The organism is Apibacter raozihei, from assembly GCF_004014855.1.
Taxonomy (GTDB): domain Bacteria; phylum Bacteroidota; class Bacteroidia; order Flavobacteriales; family Weeksellaceae; genus Apibacter; species Apibacter raozihei.
Genome location: NZ_CP034930.1, coordinates 2,650,162 through 2,669,052, shown reverse-complemented (window position 1 = coordinate 2,669,052; position 18,891 = coordinate 2,650,162). Strand labels below are relative to the sequence as shown.

Genomic DNA, 18,891 nt, shown 5'->3' with positions numbered 1-18,891 from the left:
CTGAAACTTAAAAATTAATTCTATTTACTTTAATTATTTGATCTAATAAATTTTATTTAAATATTATAATATATAAATTAAGTTATTTTATACTTTAAAATATTAAATTAATCTATATTATTATAGATTTAATATATAATATGTACTTTTAAATGATTTTTTAATCATGTAAAAAAATGTATTACAAAAAAAATATAAGTATGAAAAATAAAATTATTTCAAAGTTTGTACTTTTAATTTTGGGTTTTATTTATATACCTTGTTTATCTCAAAACGTTGTAGATTTAGACTCAAATATCGAAATTACGCAAACCATTAATCAAAAAGGAGCAGTCGTTATTACAGGCAATTTTACCAAACCTGTGACTTCCGACCAGGTTGTTATTACAATTAAATATAAGAATTCTTCAGGAAACTGGGTTTCAGCATGGGATAAAACATTTGCAGCGACTAATGAATTTAATCAAAATTTAACTGCTAGTTTCGAATTGCCCGCATCTAATATTAACAAGCAGAATGTTAAAATTGAATTGAGCTCTAATACCAATCTTTCAAATTGGCAGTCTATAATTTGGCAAAAGACAGTATATCATTACAAACAATCAGATTATACAACAGGGCAATGTCAGCTCAACGAAAATGATTATACTTATTTGTTTACCCCCAAAACAAACGAAACTGTTGTGTTAAATCAAGATGGCACTGTAAAAAGTATAAAAGATAGAGTAACCTCTCTGCACTTACACAAAAAATTAGATAATATAGCTTTGTCAATTAATGCTACCGGAACATTAAATACCTCTAACCCTAAAGCACCGGTAATCAACATTGAAAATCCTAATAACCTTACAATATTGGCGAACACTCAAAAGTATATTTATCAGGGAAGCGAATTAAGTCCTTTCGAATATTCTTATCATGACCCTGTTTATATGTTTGCAGGTAAATTTTCTGATGCAGGTTTTTTTGTTAACTTTAGTAATTGGGCATTACCTTTGGAAGAAGGAGGAGAACAGGCTGGAAGAGGCTATTTAGACTTTACTAATCCTAATGCTTTAATCAACAGATACTATAATCTATACAACTATATTAATCAAAAACTTACAGATATAATTACTAATCAGGAACCTGTAGTGATTGTTATAAGTAAATCAACCGGTTTAAGAATATATAAATCCAACAGTAGTTATATTACTATCAATGCAATCAGCAACTATAATACAGTAAATCATTATGGATATCCACGTTTGTATGAAAAAGACAGAGGGCCTGGATCTGAAAATTTCTTTTTAAGTAATACCTCAAAAGCATCCATTTATGGAATAGGAGCTATTAGAAACAGAAAGGTAACAGCTGGCTGGAACGGAACTTCCTCTCCTTTGACAGAAATTGAAAAGGAAATAAAAAAGTTTATTAACTATGTAGGTATTTTTGGTGATTTGAATAATTCCAATGAAACTAGCTGTATTACAATCAATCCGGGAGCAAAGAGCGATCTTGTGGATTGGAAAAAAGCACCCAATAGTTATATTTTTACGGGTAAAGATAAAAATGGAATTAGTGTAAACGGATTTTACATTCCCGTAAAAAAAGCCTATGAAATGTGGAAAAACGGAAATTACATGAAAGGTATCGACATTCCTACTGGAGAAATAACTGCTGATGTTTTATGGGAAGACACTATGGGACTTATAAGATCTAAAGAGAATTACAAGCTGGATATTATAGGCAGTGGAGAAGAAGCAGAAATAAAAGTACCCGTAAATAATGTAAAAAAAGGAAATGCTGTTATTGCTTATAAAGTAAATGGGGAAATTTATTGGTCGTGGCACGTGTGGGTAACAAATGACCCAACGAATGGCTCGACATATAAAAGTTTTGATGATGTAAAAAGAGAATTAAGTGATGGAACTATAGAAAAGATTCCTGATTCTGAATGGGGGTGGATGGATAGAAACCTAGGAGCTCTGGGAAATTCATTTACAGGAGAAGGATGGAATAGGAATGGTGGACTCATGTACCAGTGGGGAAGAAAAGATCCGTTTCCTCCTTTAACCACAACTGATGCTAATTATTATCAAGTATCCGGAAGTTTAGGGAAAATTGTTCATGATGAGGGTTTGGCTGTAGTAAAGTTTCCTAACAGTCCATTTAACGATTACAAAAGTTTGACCAACTCTACAAAATTTATTTATAAAACAGTAGCAAATATTACAGATAATATAAGACTATCCGTTAAAAATCCCTTGAGCTTAATTTATGTTACTGATGATGGTACTGTCTCACCATCTGTTTATGGTACATATGATTCAGTTTTGTACTATTATAATTGGTTTGGGATAGTTCCGGGACTACAAACTCATGAATTAAGTAAAGTTAATTTATGGTCTGACAACTCTTTTGGAGTGCAGGCACCAGAGATTAAAGAGACTCAGCCTCAGCCTCAGCCTTACCGTAATAAATCTTCTTATGATCCATGTCCCAATGGGTGGAGGCTTCCTTCTTTACTGGCGGCTTCTGCAGAAAAAAAATTAAGAATGGATTTTACTCCATTTGGACCTAAGTCAAGCAATTCTTTATCAAATTTTAATACTGATGGATCTAATATTAGTCCAGGATTATCTAATTTGAAACCTTATCTTGCTGGTATAAAAATATACCCTCAATACGGCTTTGATATGACCAATGTAGCAGGTAATAATATGGGAATTTTTCCAGGAACTGGTTGGATAGGAAGGGGTGCAAGTGGAGATGTCAGATACCATTCAAAAGCATCACATACAGACCATCTTGAAACTTATTTATGGACTTCAACCATGACAACTTTCGGGGAAATTTCTTCTGTAGCCAGTGCTTTGAGATTAATTCCTTCTACCGATCAAATTAACAAACAGCCAGACTTTTTAAATTATCCTAATGTTCACGGACTCTATTTATATAAGCCAGCAGATGATTTTCCTACCAATAATGCCCATGCTTGCAGATGTATAAAAGATCCTTTATTTGAAAAAAACAATTATAATTTTGAAACGAGATTCTTCACTGAAAATGAAACGTATACAGCGGGTCTGGATAATCCTAATGCTTACATGATTACAAAATCACCAACAGATCAGCTCATTTCAATACCTGTAAGTAAGGCTTTTTCGGTGCAAAGTAACTATTTAGGCAACACACAGATTTTAAATCCAGTAAGTTTTAATAATCTGAAAGCAAATGTACTTTGGGCAGACAATAATGAATTAATAACTCAATTGACTGTTGATAATCCGGCTTCTAAAGAAGCCAATATAAATGTAAAAATCAATGCCAACAAATCCGGTAATGCGTTAATTACATTACACAATGGCTCCATTGATAATCCTGTTTACTGGAGTTGGCACATATGGGTTACTAACAGTGAGGTTAGTTCTCTTACCTATGTAAATGATGAACCCATAACTACGGACAACTACGTAAATTATACACAGTATGGTACCATTATGAAAACGAAAATTATGGATAGGAATCTGGGAGCTATTGATGTTATGCCAACAGTTTATAATCAATATCAGTCTGGTTCCAATGTATTATTACAATTAAATAATTCTCAAGGTTTACATTACCAATGGGGAAGAAAAGATCCTTTACCGACTTTTACTAAAATAGCTCCAAGTAATAGCAAATTTAACGTGTATTTAGGAAGAAACAATAATGGAACCGTAACTTATTCAACTTTAACAGAAAACATGTATAATTCCAGCCAGATTGTTAATTACAACACCTATAAAAACAATATAAATTCCAGTGACAAGATAGATGTAAGAATCGAAAAAATTCTTGGATATTCCGTGGCAAATCCTTTAAAGTTCATGATGCCTAATGTAGTATATCCAACTCGCCCAAATGATTATTATATGCTGGGTTCGGATTGGTTGTTAGACACAGGATATCACGGTCTGTATCCTGAAAGATGGGGATTGGGAGGAAACAAATCTGTATTTGATCCTTGTCCTAATGGATGGAGAATTCCAGAGACTGTAACGGGTCCTATAAAATCCTCTCCCTGGAGCTTAAAAAATAATCGGGAATATGTTACTTATGTGAATAAAGAAGGACAACCGGTAGGTAATTCTGAACAAGGTTATTACGGTTCTGTTATTTACCACCTACCCAGACCAGTAGATAAAGCTTATAACAATACAGTAGGTTTTGTCTTTAATAATAGTGAATATAATACAGGAAATTATCCGAAAGGATATATCAGAGGTAAAAGAAGAGTACTTAGTAAAGATGGTCTGAGTAGTATCATTAATCCTGCTTTAGGAAGTGGAATCTGGTATGCTAATTTACATGATATATTTACGGGTAGGGGAACTTATATGCATTTTGATCAGTTTTCCCGGATTCTTGTTAAATACACAAATGTAGATCCTTATGCTGCAATGAATTGTAGATGTATAAAACAGGAAGACAATGGTGTATCAAGAGGCCCGCTGCCGGGAATTCCCGTATCCAGAAACGCTACTTATGAAGCTAAAGCCTATTTTACACAAGAAGCAGTACAAGAAGATATAAAGAACGAGAAACTTGTTTTATATCCTAATCCTGTTAAAGACATTCTTAATATTGAGGTAAATGATAGTAAAGATTATTACTATCAGATTTATAATTTGTCCGGACAGCTTGTAAAAGAAGGAAAATTTCAAAACAAACAAACAGATGTATCTTCTTTAAAAACAGGTTATTATTTAATTAGAGTTAATAATTCTGAGATTATGGTTAAAATTTTGAAGCAATAAATAGTAGTAAACTAAATTCACAAACAAAACCATGCCATATGCATGGTTTTGTTTGTTGTAAGAAGTTGTCTTATAATATACGTAGAGAGATAGAAATTCAAATTATCTATTTAACATAATATAAATTATAGGAAAATTATATATTTCAAATTTACGGCGGTAATTACACATTTTCCTATAATGTCATATTATGTCTACGCAAAAGCTCCGGGCTTCGCCTAAATAGAACTTTTCTGAGACAAACACATTTTACAGGGTTTTCCTATAATTTGCCATTATGTATAAATAGCCGCGCGGCTAACCTGGTTTGCCTAAAAAATTTACAGCTTTTAAAAATATAAAATTACGCTGTAAATTTTTTAAACAAATCCCACACACGGCCAGCCTGTGCTGTTTAATTTTTTGGCCAACACCTGATAAAAGAAATTTTATTTTTTGATGTGATATTGATATGTCGAAAAATAAATGTTTGAGCGATAGCGAGTTTTTATTTTTCTTGAATTTTTGTTTCTTTTTTTCACAGCTTTAATAAATTTTATGGAGTTCAAGAATGCAAAGCATTTGTATCAAGACAAAAGAATGATGAAATGAATAACTATATTAAAAATATTTTATGTTTGAAAAGAAGTTTTTTAAGCTGAAATCCACTTACAGCCTTTATTTTTGATTCTTTTTTTCACAGCTTTAATAAATTTTTAAGGAGTTCAAGAATGCAAAGCATTTGTACCAAGACAAAAGAATAATTCAAAATTTTAATAAAAATTGATTAACTCCTTTCTTTTCTTCACTTTTCACTATTCCCTATTTAACATAATATTTTTATTCAAACCTTAGTAATCACAATTCGTTTTTTGGTGTGTTTGATTTGTATTTGGTCTCCGGTTCTGAAACCCGAATCCTGCAACCATTTCCCTGCCATACGTATTTCCGGAAAAGAAACATAACGAAAACTGGTTCTTTTAAAATCTCTTTCATATACCTTTATAGTGCGTATTTTAGCTTTACTCTTATATTTACTAACTTCCATATTTCTGATTTTTTCTTTTTGCAAAGGAAGCCCTACCCTGCCCGATATTCAATTTAGAATGCTGATATTTTACCAAAAATATTTAATTATTTATCTTATATTTTATTTGATTTTTTTGTATCTTAGCTCAAAGATAAATTAGTACATTTGCTTTATGACTATAGACAACCCTACACCCAAAAAGATACATCAGGGAAGAAATATTAAACGTTTTCGTGAAATATTAGGTATAAAACAGGAAGCTTTGGCTTTTGATATGGGAGTTTCCCAATCTTCCATTTCCGATTATGAATCTAAAGAAACACTTGATGATAAAGTGTTGGAAAAAATTGCGGAAATCTTAAAAGTTCCTGCAGAAGCAATTAAAAATTTTGATGAAGATTCAGCTATTAATGTTATAGCAAATACATTTAACAATCACGACCATTCAACCCCTCAATTCGCTAGTATAATCAATAATTCACCAAACTTTAATCCTCTTGATAAAGTAGTGGAACTTTTTGAACGCTTGTTAGAAAGCGAAAAAGAGAAAACTCAACTTATGAAGGATATTTTGGATAGGATAAAGTGATGAATGAGCCTAAAGAATTTAACGATGTAATTATATGCAAATAAAGGAATTTTATATAGAGGGGTTATTCGATTTATATAATCATAAAATTGATTTTACCATTAATAAGCATGAACGTGCAAATGCAGACGTTATAATGATTTATGGTAAAAATGGTATAGGTAAAACTACAGTTTTAAGAATGGTTGATGGTTTCATGACTTTGGATTTTGATGAATTTAGAAAATCTAAATTTAAATATGCGCATCTAATATTCTCTAATTCTAATAGAATTACTGTTAAAAAAGTAGTTTTAGAGGAACAAAAATATTTATTTGTTACTTATAGATCTGGAAATAAAAAAATACTGAATGCTAAGTTAAATGTAGATGATAAATTTGAAGATACTCCTGAGAATATATTATCTAAACAAAATTTTACTGAACAGTATAGAAAGGATTTAGATAAATTTTCTTATGAATTTATAGATACTGAAAGACTTATAAAGAAAAATATTAAAGATGAATCTATAAGTGAAAAAATAAAACTAAATAAAGAAATAATAAAAAAAATAAAATTTCAAAATAAATCATTTTTAAATAATAAAATTCGAAATTTTATTAAAGATTCTCAAATAAACTATTCTAATTATTTTCATACTGAGGAACCAGATTTATTTGATAAAATATTAGACAATATTGACAATGTTATAGAACTCGACTATAAAAAAATATTAGAAAGGCTAAATTTACTTGAAAAAATTGAAAAACAATATAAGTTTAATCAATTAAAACTTTATAGAGAAAATTGGGATTATAAAAAATTAAAAAATAAGATAGAAACTTTTAAAAATAATCAAATAAAATTAAGTATTATCTCTGCCTACATTAATGTACATGAATCTCGAATCTTTGAATTAGTAAGCTTGGCCAACAGATTATTAGTTTTTGAAAATACATTAAATGATTATTTATCAGATAAAAAGATTACTATTAGTGGAAATGGATTTAAAATAAATATTCTAAATTCAATGTTAGATGAAATATCTGAAAACGAATTAAGTACAGGGGAATATCATTTACTTTATTTAACAGTACTAGCATTATGTACTAAAGTAAAAGGTTCTGTAATTGCAATTGATGAACCTGAAATGTCTATGCATATATCATGGCAAAGAAAACTTGTAAATTCATTAATAACAATAGCTAGTAATGCTTCTCCTCAAATGATTTTTGCAACACATTCTCCTGATATCGCCGAAAACTTTCCTAATTCACTTATAACCGAAAGATATGAGTGATTATAATGAAAGGCCAAAACGAACTCCAAAATCACATATTAAGTCTTTTGAACTTGATAATGAAAGAAGGCTTTTGGTTGTTGAGGGAATAACAGATAGATTTTTTTTTGAGTTTATATGTGATAAAATAGATAAAAACTCTATTATTATTGAAATTGAAAATATAGAAATGGATCCAGTTGAAGGGGGGAATAAAGGAAAGATTTTACATTTTTCAAATATTGTACCTTCAGATATGGAGAATATTAAATTTTTTATTGATAGAGATTATGATTTAAATGAAACAAATATAAATAAACACATAATTATTACAGATTTTAAAGATTTAGAATCATATCTATTGAACCAATTTTTTTTAGATAAATTTTTAAAAATAGGGCTTAAAACTAATAAAATAGATGCAACTACTTTATTTGAATTATTAATTTCATCTGTTTATTTTGGATATGTTCGAAAATTTTCTATATTAAAAGGTAAAAATTTATCAATCAATAATACTAATGAAAAATTAAATAAATATATTAAATATGTTGGTAATACGTTAGAAATTGACAAAAATAAATATATAGCAGTATTAATTCAAAATTCAGAAAAATTAAAAATTAAACCAGAATTTTTGATTGAAGAAATAGATGAATTTATAAAAAGTTCAGAGGAAATTGATTATAGATTCATTATACATGGAAAAGATTTAATAAAAGTTTTAGAAGTTATATGTAAGAAAATAGGCTTTGAAAAAGATAATATTGATAGTGTTTTTTGGATGTCATTTGATGAAAAAAAAATAAAAGAATATAAAAATTTAAATTTAGCAATTACTTATCTAAAATAATTAAAATATTAATTAACATAACTTTTGGAAAGAAAATTTAAATAAATATTAAGAAAATATTGACATACAACAATTACGAAATGTAATTTTAGAAAGTCGGGGCTTATTTAATGGTTCAATATATTTAAGCTGATTTATGTAAATAAAATTTCTTTTCCTCTCCCCTTTTAAAAATTAAATAGCTCAAAGCTATGTAACATAATGCAAGAACATTATAGGAAAATAATTCATTTCAAAATTACGGCAGTATTTACACATTTTCCTATAATGTTATATTATGTCTACGCAAAAGCTTCGGGCTTCGCCTAAATAAAACTTTTCTGAGACAAACACATTTTACAGGGTTTTCCTATAATTTGCCATTATGTATAAATAGCCGCGCAGCCAACCCGTTTTGTTTAAATAATTTACAGCCTTTACAATAAAAAATTACGCTGTAAATTTTTCTGAACAAATCCCACACACGGCCAGCCTGTGCTGTTTAATTTTTTTGGCCAACACCTGAGAAAAGAAATTTTATTTTTTAAATGACTTTTAAAGTGTTTTATTATATTTTTAATTTGAAAACATGAGGAAAAATAAATGTTTGAGCGAAAGCGAGTTTTTTATTTTTCTTGAATTTTTGATTCTTTTGTTTCAAGACAAAAGAATGAAATTAATAACTATATTAAAAATATTTTATGCCTTGAGCCTTAGTGAGTTCAAAATCTTTCAGCTTTTTAAAGAAGTTTTTAAGCTGAAATCCACTTACAGCCTTGATTTTTGTTTCTTTTTTTCACAGCTTTAATAAATTATTAAGGAGTTCAAGAATGCAAAACATTTGTACCAAGACAAAAGAATAATTCAAAATTTTAATAAAAATTGATTAACTCCTTTCTTTTATTCACTTTTCACTATTCCCTATTTAACATAATATTTTTATTCAAACCTTAGTAATCACAATTCGTTTTTTACTGTGCTTGATTAATATCTGGTCTCCGGTTCTAAAACCCGAATCCTGCAACCATTTCCCTGTCATACGTATTTCCGGAAAAGAAACATAACGGAAACTGGTTCTTTTAAAATCCCTTTCATATACCTTTATAGTGCGTATTTTGGCTTTGCTTTTATATTTACGAACTTCCATATTACTTATTTTTTCTTTCTGCAAAGGAAACCCTACCCTGCCCGATACTCAATTTGGGAAGCTAATATTTTACCAAAAATCTTTGATTTTTTACCTCATATTTTATTTGATTTTTTTGTATCTTAGCTCAAAGATAAATTTGTACATTTGCTTTATGACTATAGACAACCCTACACCCAAAAAGATACACCAAGGCAGAAATATTAAACGTTTTCGTGAAATATTAGGAATAAAACAGGAAGCGTTGGCTTTTGATATGGGAGTTTCCCAATCCTCCATATCTGACTATGAATCTAAAGAAATATTAGATGATCAAGTGTTGGGGAAAATTGCGGAAATCTTAAAAGTTCCTGCAGAAGCTATTAAAAATTTTGATGATGAGCTTGCTATAAATGTCATTTCTAATACAATAAACAATAATGACAATGCCACCATGACAAATCCGGCAGTTTTAAATTATCAACCAAGCTTCAATCCTGTTGATAAAATGGTGGAACTTTACGAACGTATGCTTCAACAACAAAAAGAAATGATTGATAAGTTGGAGAGGTTGATTGAGGGGAAATAAACTTATAATACAGCTAATATGTATAGGGGTTTTAATCTTTCAATGCCATCTAATCTAAAAATAAATGATAATACTATAAATGAACTCATTAAAATAGGTGGGAAAATTTTTAATGATACTAAAGCAAAAGTAAAAAGTACTCTAGACGATTATTTATTAGATAATAAACGTCTAGATGGCGATAAAATTATTAGTGAATGGTTTCCTGAGGTAAAAGCACATATTTTTTTATCCCATTCTCATAAAGATGAAAAATGGGCTTTTCTTCTTGCAGGTTTTTTTCATGAAGCTTTCAATATTTATACTTTTATTGATTCAGCTGTTTGGGGATATTCAGATAATTTACTAAAACAATTTGATAATAGATATTGCAAAGATAGTGATAGTTATTATAACTATGAAAAAAGAAATTATTCTACAACCCATGTGCATATGATGCTTTCTAACTCTTTAAACAGAATGATTGACAATTGCGAATGTATTATGTTTTTAAATACTCCAAATTCTATCACCACTTCTAATGAAATTAATAATAAGACTGATTCACCTTGGATTTTTTCAGAAATCAACACTTCAATAATTGTACAAAAGAAAACGCCTAAACGCTTACAACAAAAGGTTAAAGTATTTTCATCAAATCAAATGAAAATGTTAAATGAAAGTGATCAACAACAATTATTAATAGATTATAATGTAGAGCTTTCACATTTAATGAATCTAAATGCGCATGATCTACTGAATTGGCTTAAAACATCAGAAAACATTAGTAATCCTGAAAAAGCTTTAGACACTTTATACGCACAACATCCACTAAATAAAAGATTTTTTTCAAATGAATGATAAAAAACTTAAACATCTGGAATTTATACAGAATACTATAACTCGAATGAGTACAAATTCATTTATAGTCAAAGGTTGGTGTGTTACTTTGTTAGCAGCTTTATTTGCTCTTGCGGCAAAAGATGCTAATAAAAATTACATACTAATAACTTATTTTGCATTATTAATTTTTTGGATGTTAAATGCATATTTTCTACAATTAGAACGTAAATTCAGATGCTTATATGATAAAGTTAGATTAATTCAAAATAATGACAATATAGATTTTTCAATGAATACTTCAGAATTTACTAAAGATAAAAATATGTTTTACAAGTGTTTTTTATCAAAAACCTTAATATTTTTTTATGGTACACAATTAATCATAAGTTTATTAATTATGTTTTATATTTAAAAATACACATTAAATAATGGAATATAAATATCAAGTTGCTTTATCTTTCGCCGGAGAAGATAGAGAATATGTAGAAAAAGTTGCTTTAATATTAAAGGAAAATAAAATATCTGTCTTTTACGATAAATTTGATGAATTAGATTTATGGGGTAAAGATTTAGGAATTCATTTTGATTACATATATAGAAGGCAATCAAAATATTTTATTCCATTTATTTCATCTTTCTATAAAGAAAAAATTTGGACAAATTTCGAAATTAGAAATGCATTAGCAAGATCAATTGAAAATAAGGAAGAATATATCTTACCTGTGAAATTTGATGATACAGAATTAGACGGCCTTAGATCTACTATAGGTTTTATTAATATTAAAAATATGCAACCTGAAGAGCTGGCAGATAGAATTCTAAAAAAACTTGGTAGTGAGGTCAATATTCCAATTCCAGAAAAAGAGATCTCTGAAAGCAATATTTATTTATCAATATATATATTAGTTAATAGTTTTGGTATATCTGAAATATGTATTGGAGTAACAGTGACAAATATTATTAAAGAGCATAGATATTTCCATGCTCCTTATTTTACAATTAGCCAGCCTGTGATAGGATCTGCTGATACTTTTCAATTAGTAGAATCTATAAATCACATTGAATTTCCAATAAAGATGGAATATGGAGAACAATATCAAATAAAATATAAACTTGTTGAAGGCTTTTTTAAACAATTTGAAAAATTTATAGGCAAAGGTGTAACAATAACTGCTTATGTAACTACTACTATTGGTGAAAAGTTTTCTTCAAACCCAATGCCTGTTGATGATATTTTTAAATTTAAAAAATAAATTGCAAAATAAATTTTTTTTTCCCTCCCCTTTTAAAAAATAAATAGCTCAAAGCTATGTAACATAATGCAAGTACATTATAGGAAATTATAGGAAAATTATAGAATAATTAAATATTTCAAAATTAAGGTAGTATTTACACATTTTCCTATAATGTTATATTATGTCTGCGCAAAAGCTCCGGGCTTCGCCTAAATAAAACTTTTCTGAGACAAACACATTTTACAAAGTTTTCCTATAATTTGCCATTATGTGTAAATAGCCGCGTGGCCAAACCTGTTTGTTTAAAAAATTTACAGTCTTTACATTAAAGATTGGGTTAACACCCGAACTAAATGTAAAAATATATGAAAAATAATAGTTAAGAATTTCTCCAATTAAAGAAACTGAAATATAATATTCAATTTAAAATATAGTAGTTAAAATTTACATGGCTACATTAAAAAATCCGTCTCATCAAGATTATTGAGACGGATTTAGGATATTGTTAGAGTATTGTACTAACTATTTTTATTAGTATTTCAATACATATGAATAATCCCATCTACCAAAACCATTTCTTGCATAATCTACATGCCATTTTCCATAAGAAGTTAAAGCTAAGTCTGCTTTACCATCACCATCATAATCGGCAGGACAAGAAACATCATTACTACTTCCATACCCACTATAACTAACATCCCATCTACCAAAGCCATTTTTCGCATAATCTATCAACCAAACTCCCGATGGTGTTCTTAAAGCTAAATCTGCTTTACCATCTCCATCATAATCAGCCGGACAAGGGATATCAACACTACTGCCGTACCCTCCATAATTAACATCCCATTTACCAAAGCCATTTTTTGCATAATCTATTAACCAAACTCCCGATGGTGTTCTTAAAGCTAAATCGGTTTTACCATCTCCATCATAATCGGCAGGGCAAGGAATATCAACACTGCTGCCATATCCACGATAACTAACATCCCATCTACCAAAGCCATTTTTTGCATAATCTATCAACCATACCCCCGATGGCGTTCTTAGAGCTAAATCTGCTTTACCGTCCCCATCATAATCGGCAGGATAAGGAATGTCAACACTGCTTCCATACCCACTATAACTAACATCCCATTTACCAAAGCCATTTTTCGCATAATCTATCAACCAAACTCCCGATGGTGTTCTTAAAGCTAAATCTGCTTTACCGTCTCCATCATAATCAGCCGGGCAAGGTATATCAGCAATGCTTCCATACCCACTATAACTAACATCCCAGCTGCCAAAGCCATTTTTTGCATAATCTATATACCAAATGCCCGATGATGTTTTATAAGCTACATCTGCTTTACCATCTCCATCGTAATCAAGATTTTGAGATAGTTGTAATGTCGGATAAATCATTTTTAGAGCTTCTATATCTCCAGATGAAAAACTTTGTCTATTAGATTCAAAAGTTTGTCCATTTTTTTTTGTAATGGTTGGCTTGTTATTCGTACTAAAAGAAAATGAACCATATAACATTACCGAATTAAAATCAAATACTCCATAATCCAGTCCATATTTTCCACCCGAGTGTTTTTCAAAATTATGCTTATTATTTTCAGTTATATTATTCCAATGAATTGTTATGTACTTATCTCTATCTAATCTGGTCTGCTCATGAAAAAGTCCTAGAGCATGACCAATTTCATGAGTTATGATTCCTAAGTTTGTATCGTTATATAATGATAAATATTGTTTTCCACCTGTCATTCCTACATAAGACCAATTACCATTACCTTTGAAAAAGTGTATGTAATTGTTCTCTGTTTTTCTTTCATAAAATTTAACCGGAACCTGACTTTCGATAATTCTTATAGCATTTAATATTGCTGATTTGCCTGACATGGGTATATTTATATCAAATGTATAATATATTTTATTGCTCACCCATTTTTTAGATTTTATAAATGGAATACCAGCGGCTTTTGTTTGTATAATATCTTCTTTAATTTTAATATCTCCTTCTAAAAATAATCCTGTATCATTACTTATTAAGTATAATTTTTCAGAATTATTATCAAACGTAACTAGATACCCTTCGGCGTTAGAATACTTTAACCAGTCACTTTCTTTTCCTTGTTCAATGTTAGTATCAGATGTAATTAAAGTATCATCTGAAGAACAGGAATTAAGTATAAGCATAATAATTGTTAATGCATTAAAAGTAAAAATCTTTCCCATTTTATAAAATTTTACAGATTGTTAATTTTTAAATATAATAAAAATTAAGCATTTTTATGTTAAATAATTTAATTTATTAACCTGATTTATAAATTAAGTTCTCCCCTCCTCTATATTTATAGTTTACTTATTACTAAATCGAAAAATTTAAGGATAAAAGAAGGTGGATTTATTTAAGTCACTATTTTATTAAAACGTTTTTTAAAGCAAATTTTAACCTTAGTCTTCTAATATTTTAAGAGCCTGGATGAACAAATCAACGATTTATTTATAAAAGCTATTCTAGTAAAAAGAAAATAGTTTAAGATCAAAATTGCTCTCTGGATTAAAACAGTTAGTTGAAATTTTCCAATTAATATATATCATACAAGGTTAATGTAAAGGCTCTGTTTTTGTCTGAATAGTTAAATTCTCAGACTATATTCCATATTGAAAAAAGGTTTTCCTTTTTTTTAAAAAAATATATGTAAATATTTGTATTACAATAATTTAAAAACAAATTCATAATTCATAAATTCAATAAATATGAATGCTTTGACTTTTTAAGTAAGCTACTCGTATGTAATTTTGCATCGCAAGAAAATCAAAATCAAGTTTTATTTAAAATAAGAACAAGATAAAAATCATGGAAATTAAATAATCATGGTTTTTACTTCAATCCATTTTTTATACAACAATAATTTATGTAAATAATATGAAGATGAATACTTTTAAGATTGTAAGTTTTATTTCAACTACTTTTCTTTATTCCCAGGTGGGAATAAATACGGAAACACCTGCAGCTACTTTAGACATAGCAGCTTTAAATAGTACAGGAACAAGTACAAAGACAGAGGGATTGTTGATTCCCAGAATAGACAGGCAGAAAGCGCAAAGTATGTCTTCAGTACCTGTTTCGACATTGGTTTACATTAATAGTATAGCTACAGGCACACAAACGGGTTCAACTGCTACCATGAACACTATAGGCTATTATTATTACAACGGAGCTGCCTGGGTAAAACTCAATACTAGCATTTATAACAATAACGGAAGTCTTACAGAAGATCGTATTGTAACTTTGGGAAGTAAGACTCTTTCTTTTTCCGGAGGAACCACGCTTAATGCTTTTTCAGTAAACGGGAATACTTTTTCAGTGGACGCTCAGAATAACAGAGTAGGTATAGGTACAACTAATCCGACTTCTAAATTACAGGTAGAAGGAAGTTTATTTTTAAATGCATCCAGAACAAAAAAAGACACAAATAACGCATTAGGAATAAATATCGGTCAGGATGGATATTCCTACGGAAACCGTACCGATAATTTTGGTATACATATACAAAGTACCTCATCCGTACATGGCGGATCAGTAGCGCGAATAAACTTTGGAGACGTATCTACAGGAACAGCAATCGGAAACCGCTATCTGTCTTTTAGTGTTGGCAAAAATCTATCGGAAATACTTAGCATTACAGATGCCAACGGAGGAAGAACAGGAATAAACACCTCGGCTCCTACGGCTACTTTAGATGTAATAGGGACGGCTAGAATTGGACAGTCTGTCGGTACTTCTGATATTAATTCTGCTGTAGAACTTGAAATTTCTTCAAATGATAAAGGGATTTTATTACCCAGAATAGCTAAAAATTCATTATCTACAGCAGTAGATGGACTTTTATATTACAACACCGATAATGGATGTTTCCAATATTACAGCGAAAAATCGAAAAAATGGTTATCCCTTTGTGGAAGCTTATAAATAATTAATGTAATTTTTAGAATTTAACATGATTACTAAGTACATATTTATAATAATATTCTTGTTTTTAAGCATTTCAGGTTACTCTCAGCTAGGGATTAATACGGAAACACCTGCAGCTACTATAGATATAGCAGCCTTAAATAGTACAGGAACAAGTACAAAGACAGAGGGATTATTGATACCCAGAATAGACAGGCAGAGAGCGCAAAGTATGTCTTCAGTACCTGCTTCGACTTTGGTTTATATTAATAGTATAGCTACTGGCGCACAAACGGGTTCGGCTGTTAACATAAATGCTATAGGCTATTATTATCACAACGGAACTGCCTGGGTTAGAACCACCCCGAATATTTATAACAATAACGGAAGCCTTACAGAAGATCGTATTGTAACTTTGGGCAGTAAGACTCTTTCTTTTTCCGGAGGAACCACGCTTAATGCTTTTTCAGTAAACGGGAATACTTTTTCAGTAGATGCTCAAAATAACAGAGTAGGTATAGGTACAACTAATCCGACTTCTAAATTACAGGTAGAAGGAAATTTATTTTTAAATGCATCCAGAACAAAAAAAGAAACAAATCATGCATTAGGGATAAATATTGGTCAGGATGGATATTCTTATGGAAATCGTACCGATAATTTTGGTATACATATACAAAGTATCTCATCCGTACATGGCGGATCAGTAGCGCGAATAAACTTTGGAGACGTATCTACAGGAACAGCAATCGGAAACCGCTATCTGTCTTTTAGTGTTGGTAAAAATCTATCGGAAATACTTAGCATTACAGATGCCAATGGAGGAAGAACAGGAATAAACACCTCTGCTCCTACGGCTACTTTAGATGTAATCGGGACTATGAAAATTGGAAAAAATTCCAGCATGAGTGAAGGCGCACAATTAGAAGTAGCTTCTGATGACAAAGGAGTATTATTACCAAAAATTACTAAAAATTTATTACCGGTTACCATAGACGGACTTGTCTTTTATAATCCTGATACCGGTTGTTTCAGATACTACAGTGAAAAATCAAAAAACTGGTTGTCTCTTTGTGGAGATCCGGGTAATGCCGATTTTGAATTAGTTGATTGTAATGCCCCCACTGGAGGTATAGTTACAAATGCAGTCGATACTCCTCTTATTAAAGGAGAATCTTTAAACGGTAATACGCAGGCTACATATACAGTAAAAATTAATATTACCAGTATAGGAAGGTATGCTATAAAATTATCAACTTCCAATGGTTATTATTTTTACAAATCCGGAAATTTTGATCAAACGGGAGTTTATCAGGTGAAATTAGAAGGACAGGGAATACCGATAAATCATAATGAAACAGTTGCTCCGGATACAAGCGTAGATGCAATAACGGATATCCGGTTTAATGATATAAGTACTGTAATTGGATGTATTCTACCAGGAATTCATGTAAAATCAGATGCTGCAAAAATAACTAATGTTGATTGTAGTTCAATAACTTATGGCCCGGGTAAATATATTACCAAACAAACTGAATTTTCAACTACTCAGCATTATATAGATATTCCGGTTACAATTACAGGACAAGGAGACTTGGTTTTGGAAACAACAACTGAGAATGGATTTAAATTTTCTTCCGGAAGCCTGGCTGTAGATTCTTCTACTTTGACTATTCGTTTATATGCCCAAGGGACTATAGGTAATACAACCGGAATTATAAGTTTCAACTTAATCGATGTTACACCTGATTGTTCTGGAATAATAAATGTAAAAGTGGATAGTTCTAAAGGATCGTTTACAGATCCGGCTAATCGTTGTACGGAAATATTAGATGCAAATCCGGATTCTCAAAATGGATATTATTGGGTAAGAGATACCAGTAATAATAAATTTAAAACCTATTGTGATATGAAAGGCGGAGGATGGACATTAGTAAAATCTTTATCTGAAAGGCAAATATTAGTTGTTGAAAGGACACAGGCAGAATCGATAGCAACTCAGGGACAAAGAAATCCGGTAAAAACTGAAACAGGAGTTTTCAATGAATATGCTTTTTCTGTACCTAGTGCTGTGGTTAACAATATAGGTAATATAAATAATCAGTACAGGTTTACAATTAAAGAAAAAGGACATCAAAATACAGGAACCTTAACACCTGAAATTGTAGAAAGTACAACCGTAGCGCCTTCAGATGATGTATGGGGAAAAGATAATTACTGGAATGTAAAAATTTTTGGAGGTGGTAATCCTGCAACGGGAAACTATGTGTCAGATGAATATACATCAGAAGGTAAAGTTTTTGGAAATTCTCTTGTAAAAGCTTCTGCATCAAATGCTGTTTATACATTTGGCGGAATACCATTTGCTGCTACTCCTCCGGGATTTTATAGTTTTGCATATTTTTTTACCGGATTTTACGGAGGTGTCAATCTTGCGGGTACGGGTACTCTTTCCTATACTTCGAGCAATGGACAAACTGTTTCTTTTGATAAGAGGTATATTAATGATTTATTTGGTTTATATATGAATAGTGAAATGCAGGTAAATCATCATATCGGTACTTGTTCAAACAGTAATGATGATTTTGGCGGACAAAGTTATTGTATGGCTGGCTGGGCAAACTGGCGACCTCACAAATTTAATAATGGAGAAGGAAGAATAGTACAATATTGGGTAAAATAAACAGCTAAATCATAGTAT

The 18,891-nt window shown here is 30.1% G+C and carries 13 protein-coding genes; 10 read left to right on the top strand and 3 right to left on the bottom strand.

Annotated features, from left to right (window positions below; genetic code table 11):
• The first annotated feature begins 200 nt into the window (after positions 1-200).
• Positions 201-4,781, top strand: a complete 4,581-nt coding sequence (locus tag EOV51_RS11815) for a T9SS type A sorting domain-containing protein (protein WP_164875305.1) — start codon at positions 201-203, stop codon at positions 4,779-4,781.
• 823 nt (positions 4,782-5,604) lie between these two features.
• On the opposite strand, the gene EOV51_RS11810 is transcribed toward EOV51_RS11815, so the two are convergent.
• A complete protein-coding gene (locus EOV51_RS11810) occupies positions 5,605-5,808 on the bottom strand; it encodes a SymE family type I addiction module toxin (RefSeq protein ID WP_128152731.1) in 204 nt (67 codons plus the stop codon).
• Positions 5,809-5,962: 154 nt separating this feature from the next.
• Here EOV51_RS11810 and EOV51_RS11805 point away from each other — a divergent pair, with 154 nt between their 5' ends.
• The 3 genes from EOV51_RS11805 to EOV51_RS11795 are packed head-to-tail and all read left to right on the top strand — an operon-like array spanning position 5,963 to position 8,490.
• Complete coding sequence (locus tag EOV51_RS11805; RefSeq protein ID WP_128152730.1) at positions 5,963-6,379, top strand: helix-turn-helix domain-containing protein; 417 nt, start codon at positions 5,963-5,965, stop codon at positions 6,377-6,379.
• 34 nt (positions 6,380-6,413) lie between these two features.
• A complete protein-coding gene (locus EOV51_RS11800) occupies positions 6,414-7,658 on the top strand; it encodes an AAA family ATPase (protein WP_128152729.1) in 1,245 nt (414 codons plus the stop codon).
• Positions 7,651-8,490, top strand: a complete 840-nt coding sequence (locus EOV51_RS11795) for a DUF4435 domain-containing protein (RefSeq protein WP_128152728.1) — start codon at positions 7,651-7,653, stop codon at positions 8,488-8,490. Before EOV51_RS11800 ends, EOV51_RS11795 begins: the two co-directional genes overlap by 8 nt.
• Before the next feature lie 922 nt (positions 8,491-9,412).
• On the opposite strand, the gene EOV51_RS11790 is transcribed toward EOV51_RS11795, so the two are convergent.
• Entirely contained in the window at positions 9,413-9,616 is a 204-nt protein-coding gene (locus EOV51_RS11790) for a SymE family type I addiction module toxin (protein ID WP_128152727.1), read from the bottom strand.
• A 154-nt stretch (positions 9,617-9,770) separates the two neighbouring features.
• Here EOV51_RS11790 and EOV51_RS11785 point away from each other — a divergent pair, with 154 nt between their 5' ends.
• The 4 genes from EOV51_RS11785 to EOV51_RS11770 are packed head-to-tail and all read left to right on the top strand — an operon-like array spanning position 9,771 to position 12,259.
• Positions 9,771-10,184, top strand: coding sequence for a helix-turn-helix domain-containing protein (locus EOV51_RS11785; protein WP_128152726.1), 414 nt, complete (start codon positions 9,771-9,773; stop codon positions 10,182-10,184).
• 42 nt (positions 10,185-10,226) lie between these two features.
• Positions 10,227-11,024, top strand: a complete 798-nt coding sequence (locus tag EOV51_RS11780) for a hypothetical protein (protein WP_164875304.1) — start codon at positions 10,227-10,229, stop codon at positions 11,022-11,024.
• The gene (locus EOV51_RS11775; protein WP_128152724.1) at positions 11,017-11,418 is read left to right on the top strand and encodes a hypothetical protein; all 402 of its coding nucleotides are present in this window, start codon (positions 11,017-11,019) and stop codon (positions 11,416-11,418) included. The genes EOV51_RS11780 and EOV51_RS11775 overlap by 8 nt, the downstream gene beginning before the upstream one ends.
• A gap of 16 nt (positions 11,419-11,434) precedes the next feature.
• A complete protein-coding gene (locus EOV51_RS11770) occupies positions 11,435-12,259 on the top strand; it encodes a toll/interleukin-1 receptor domain-containing protein (protein WP_128152723.1) in 825 nt (274 codons plus the stop codon).
• 513 nt (positions 12,260-12,772) lie between these two features.
• Here EOV51_RS11770 and EOV51_RS11765 read toward each other — a convergent pair.
• Positions 12,773-14,467, bottom strand: coding sequence for a M12 family metallopeptidase (locus tag EOV51_RS11765; RefSeq protein ID WP_128152722.1), 1,695 nt, complete (start codon positions 14,465-14,467; stop codon positions 12,773-12,775).
• Between the two features lie 700 nt (positions 14,468-15,167).
• Here EOV51_RS11765 and EOV51_RS11760 point away from each other — a divergent pair.
• On the top strand, positions 15,168-16,208 hold the full coding sequence (locus EOV51_RS11760) for a hypothetical protein (RefSeq protein ID WP_128152721.1): 1,041 nt from the start codon (positions 15,168-15,170) through the stop codon (positions 16,206-16,208).
• A 28-nt stretch (positions 16,209-16,236) separates the two neighbouring features.
• A complete protein-coding gene (locus EOV51_RS11755) occupies positions 16,237-18,873 on the top strand; it encodes a fibrinogen-like YCDxxxxGGGW domain-containing protein (RefSeq protein WP_164875303.1) in 2,637 nt (878 codons plus the stop codon).
• The last annotated feature ends 18 nt before the right edge of the window (positions 18,874-18,891 follow it).

Excerpts from the sequence above, each read along its gene's own strand:
- EOV51_RS11785 (WP_128152726.1), top strand. The coding sequence starts at position 9,771 with ATGACTATAGACAACCCTACACCCAAAAAGATACACCAAGGCAGAAAT.
- EOV51_RS11765 (WP_128152722.1), bottom strand. The coding sequence starts at position 14,467 with ATGGGAAAGATTTTTACTTTTAATGCATTAACAATTATTATGCTTATA.
- EOV51_RS11775 (WP_128152724.1), top strand. The coding sequence starts at position 11,017 with ATGAATGATAAAAAACTTAAACATCTGGAATTTATACAGAATACTATA.
- EOV51_RS11780 (WP_164875304.1), top strand. The coding sequence starts at position 10,227 with ATGCCATCTAATCTAAAAATAAATGATAATACTATAAATGAACTCATT.
- EOV51_RS11795 (WP_128152728.1), top strand. The coding sequence starts at position 7,651 with ATGAGTGATTATAATGAAAGGCCAAAACGAACTCCAAAATCACATATT.
- EOV51_RS11755 (WP_164875303.1), top strand. The coding sequence starts at position 16,237 with ATGATTACTAAGTACATATTTATAATAATATTCTTGTTTTTAAGCATT.
- EOV51_RS11810 (WP_128152731.1), bottom strand. The coding sequence starts at position 5,808 with ATGGAAGTTAGTAAATATAAGAGTAAAGCTAAAATACGCACTATAAAG.
- EOV51_RS11805 (WP_128152730.1), top strand. The coding sequence starts at position 5,963 with ATGACTATAGACAACCCTACACCCAAAAAGATACATCAGGGAAGAAAT.
- EOV51_RS11800 (WP_128152729.1), top strand. The coding sequence starts at position 6,414 with ATGCAAATAAAGGAATTTTATATAGAGGGGTTATTCGATTTATATAAT.
- EOV51_RS11770 (WP_128152723.1), top strand. The coding sequence starts at position 11,435 with ATGGAATATAAATATCAAGTTGCTTTATCTTTCGCCGGAGAAGATAGA.
- EOV51_RS11790 (WP_128152727.1), bottom strand. The coding sequence starts at position 9,616 with ATGGAAGTTCGTAAATATAAAAGCAAAGCCAAAATACGCACTATAAAG.
- EOV51_RS11760 (WP_128152721.1), top strand. The coding sequence starts at position 15,168 with ATGAATACTTTTAAGATTGTAAGTTTTATTTCAACTACTTTTCTTTAT.
- EOV51_RS11815 (WP_164875305.1), top strand. The coding sequence starts at position 201 with ATGAAAAATAAAATTATTTCAAAGTTTGTACTTTTAATTTTGGGTTTT.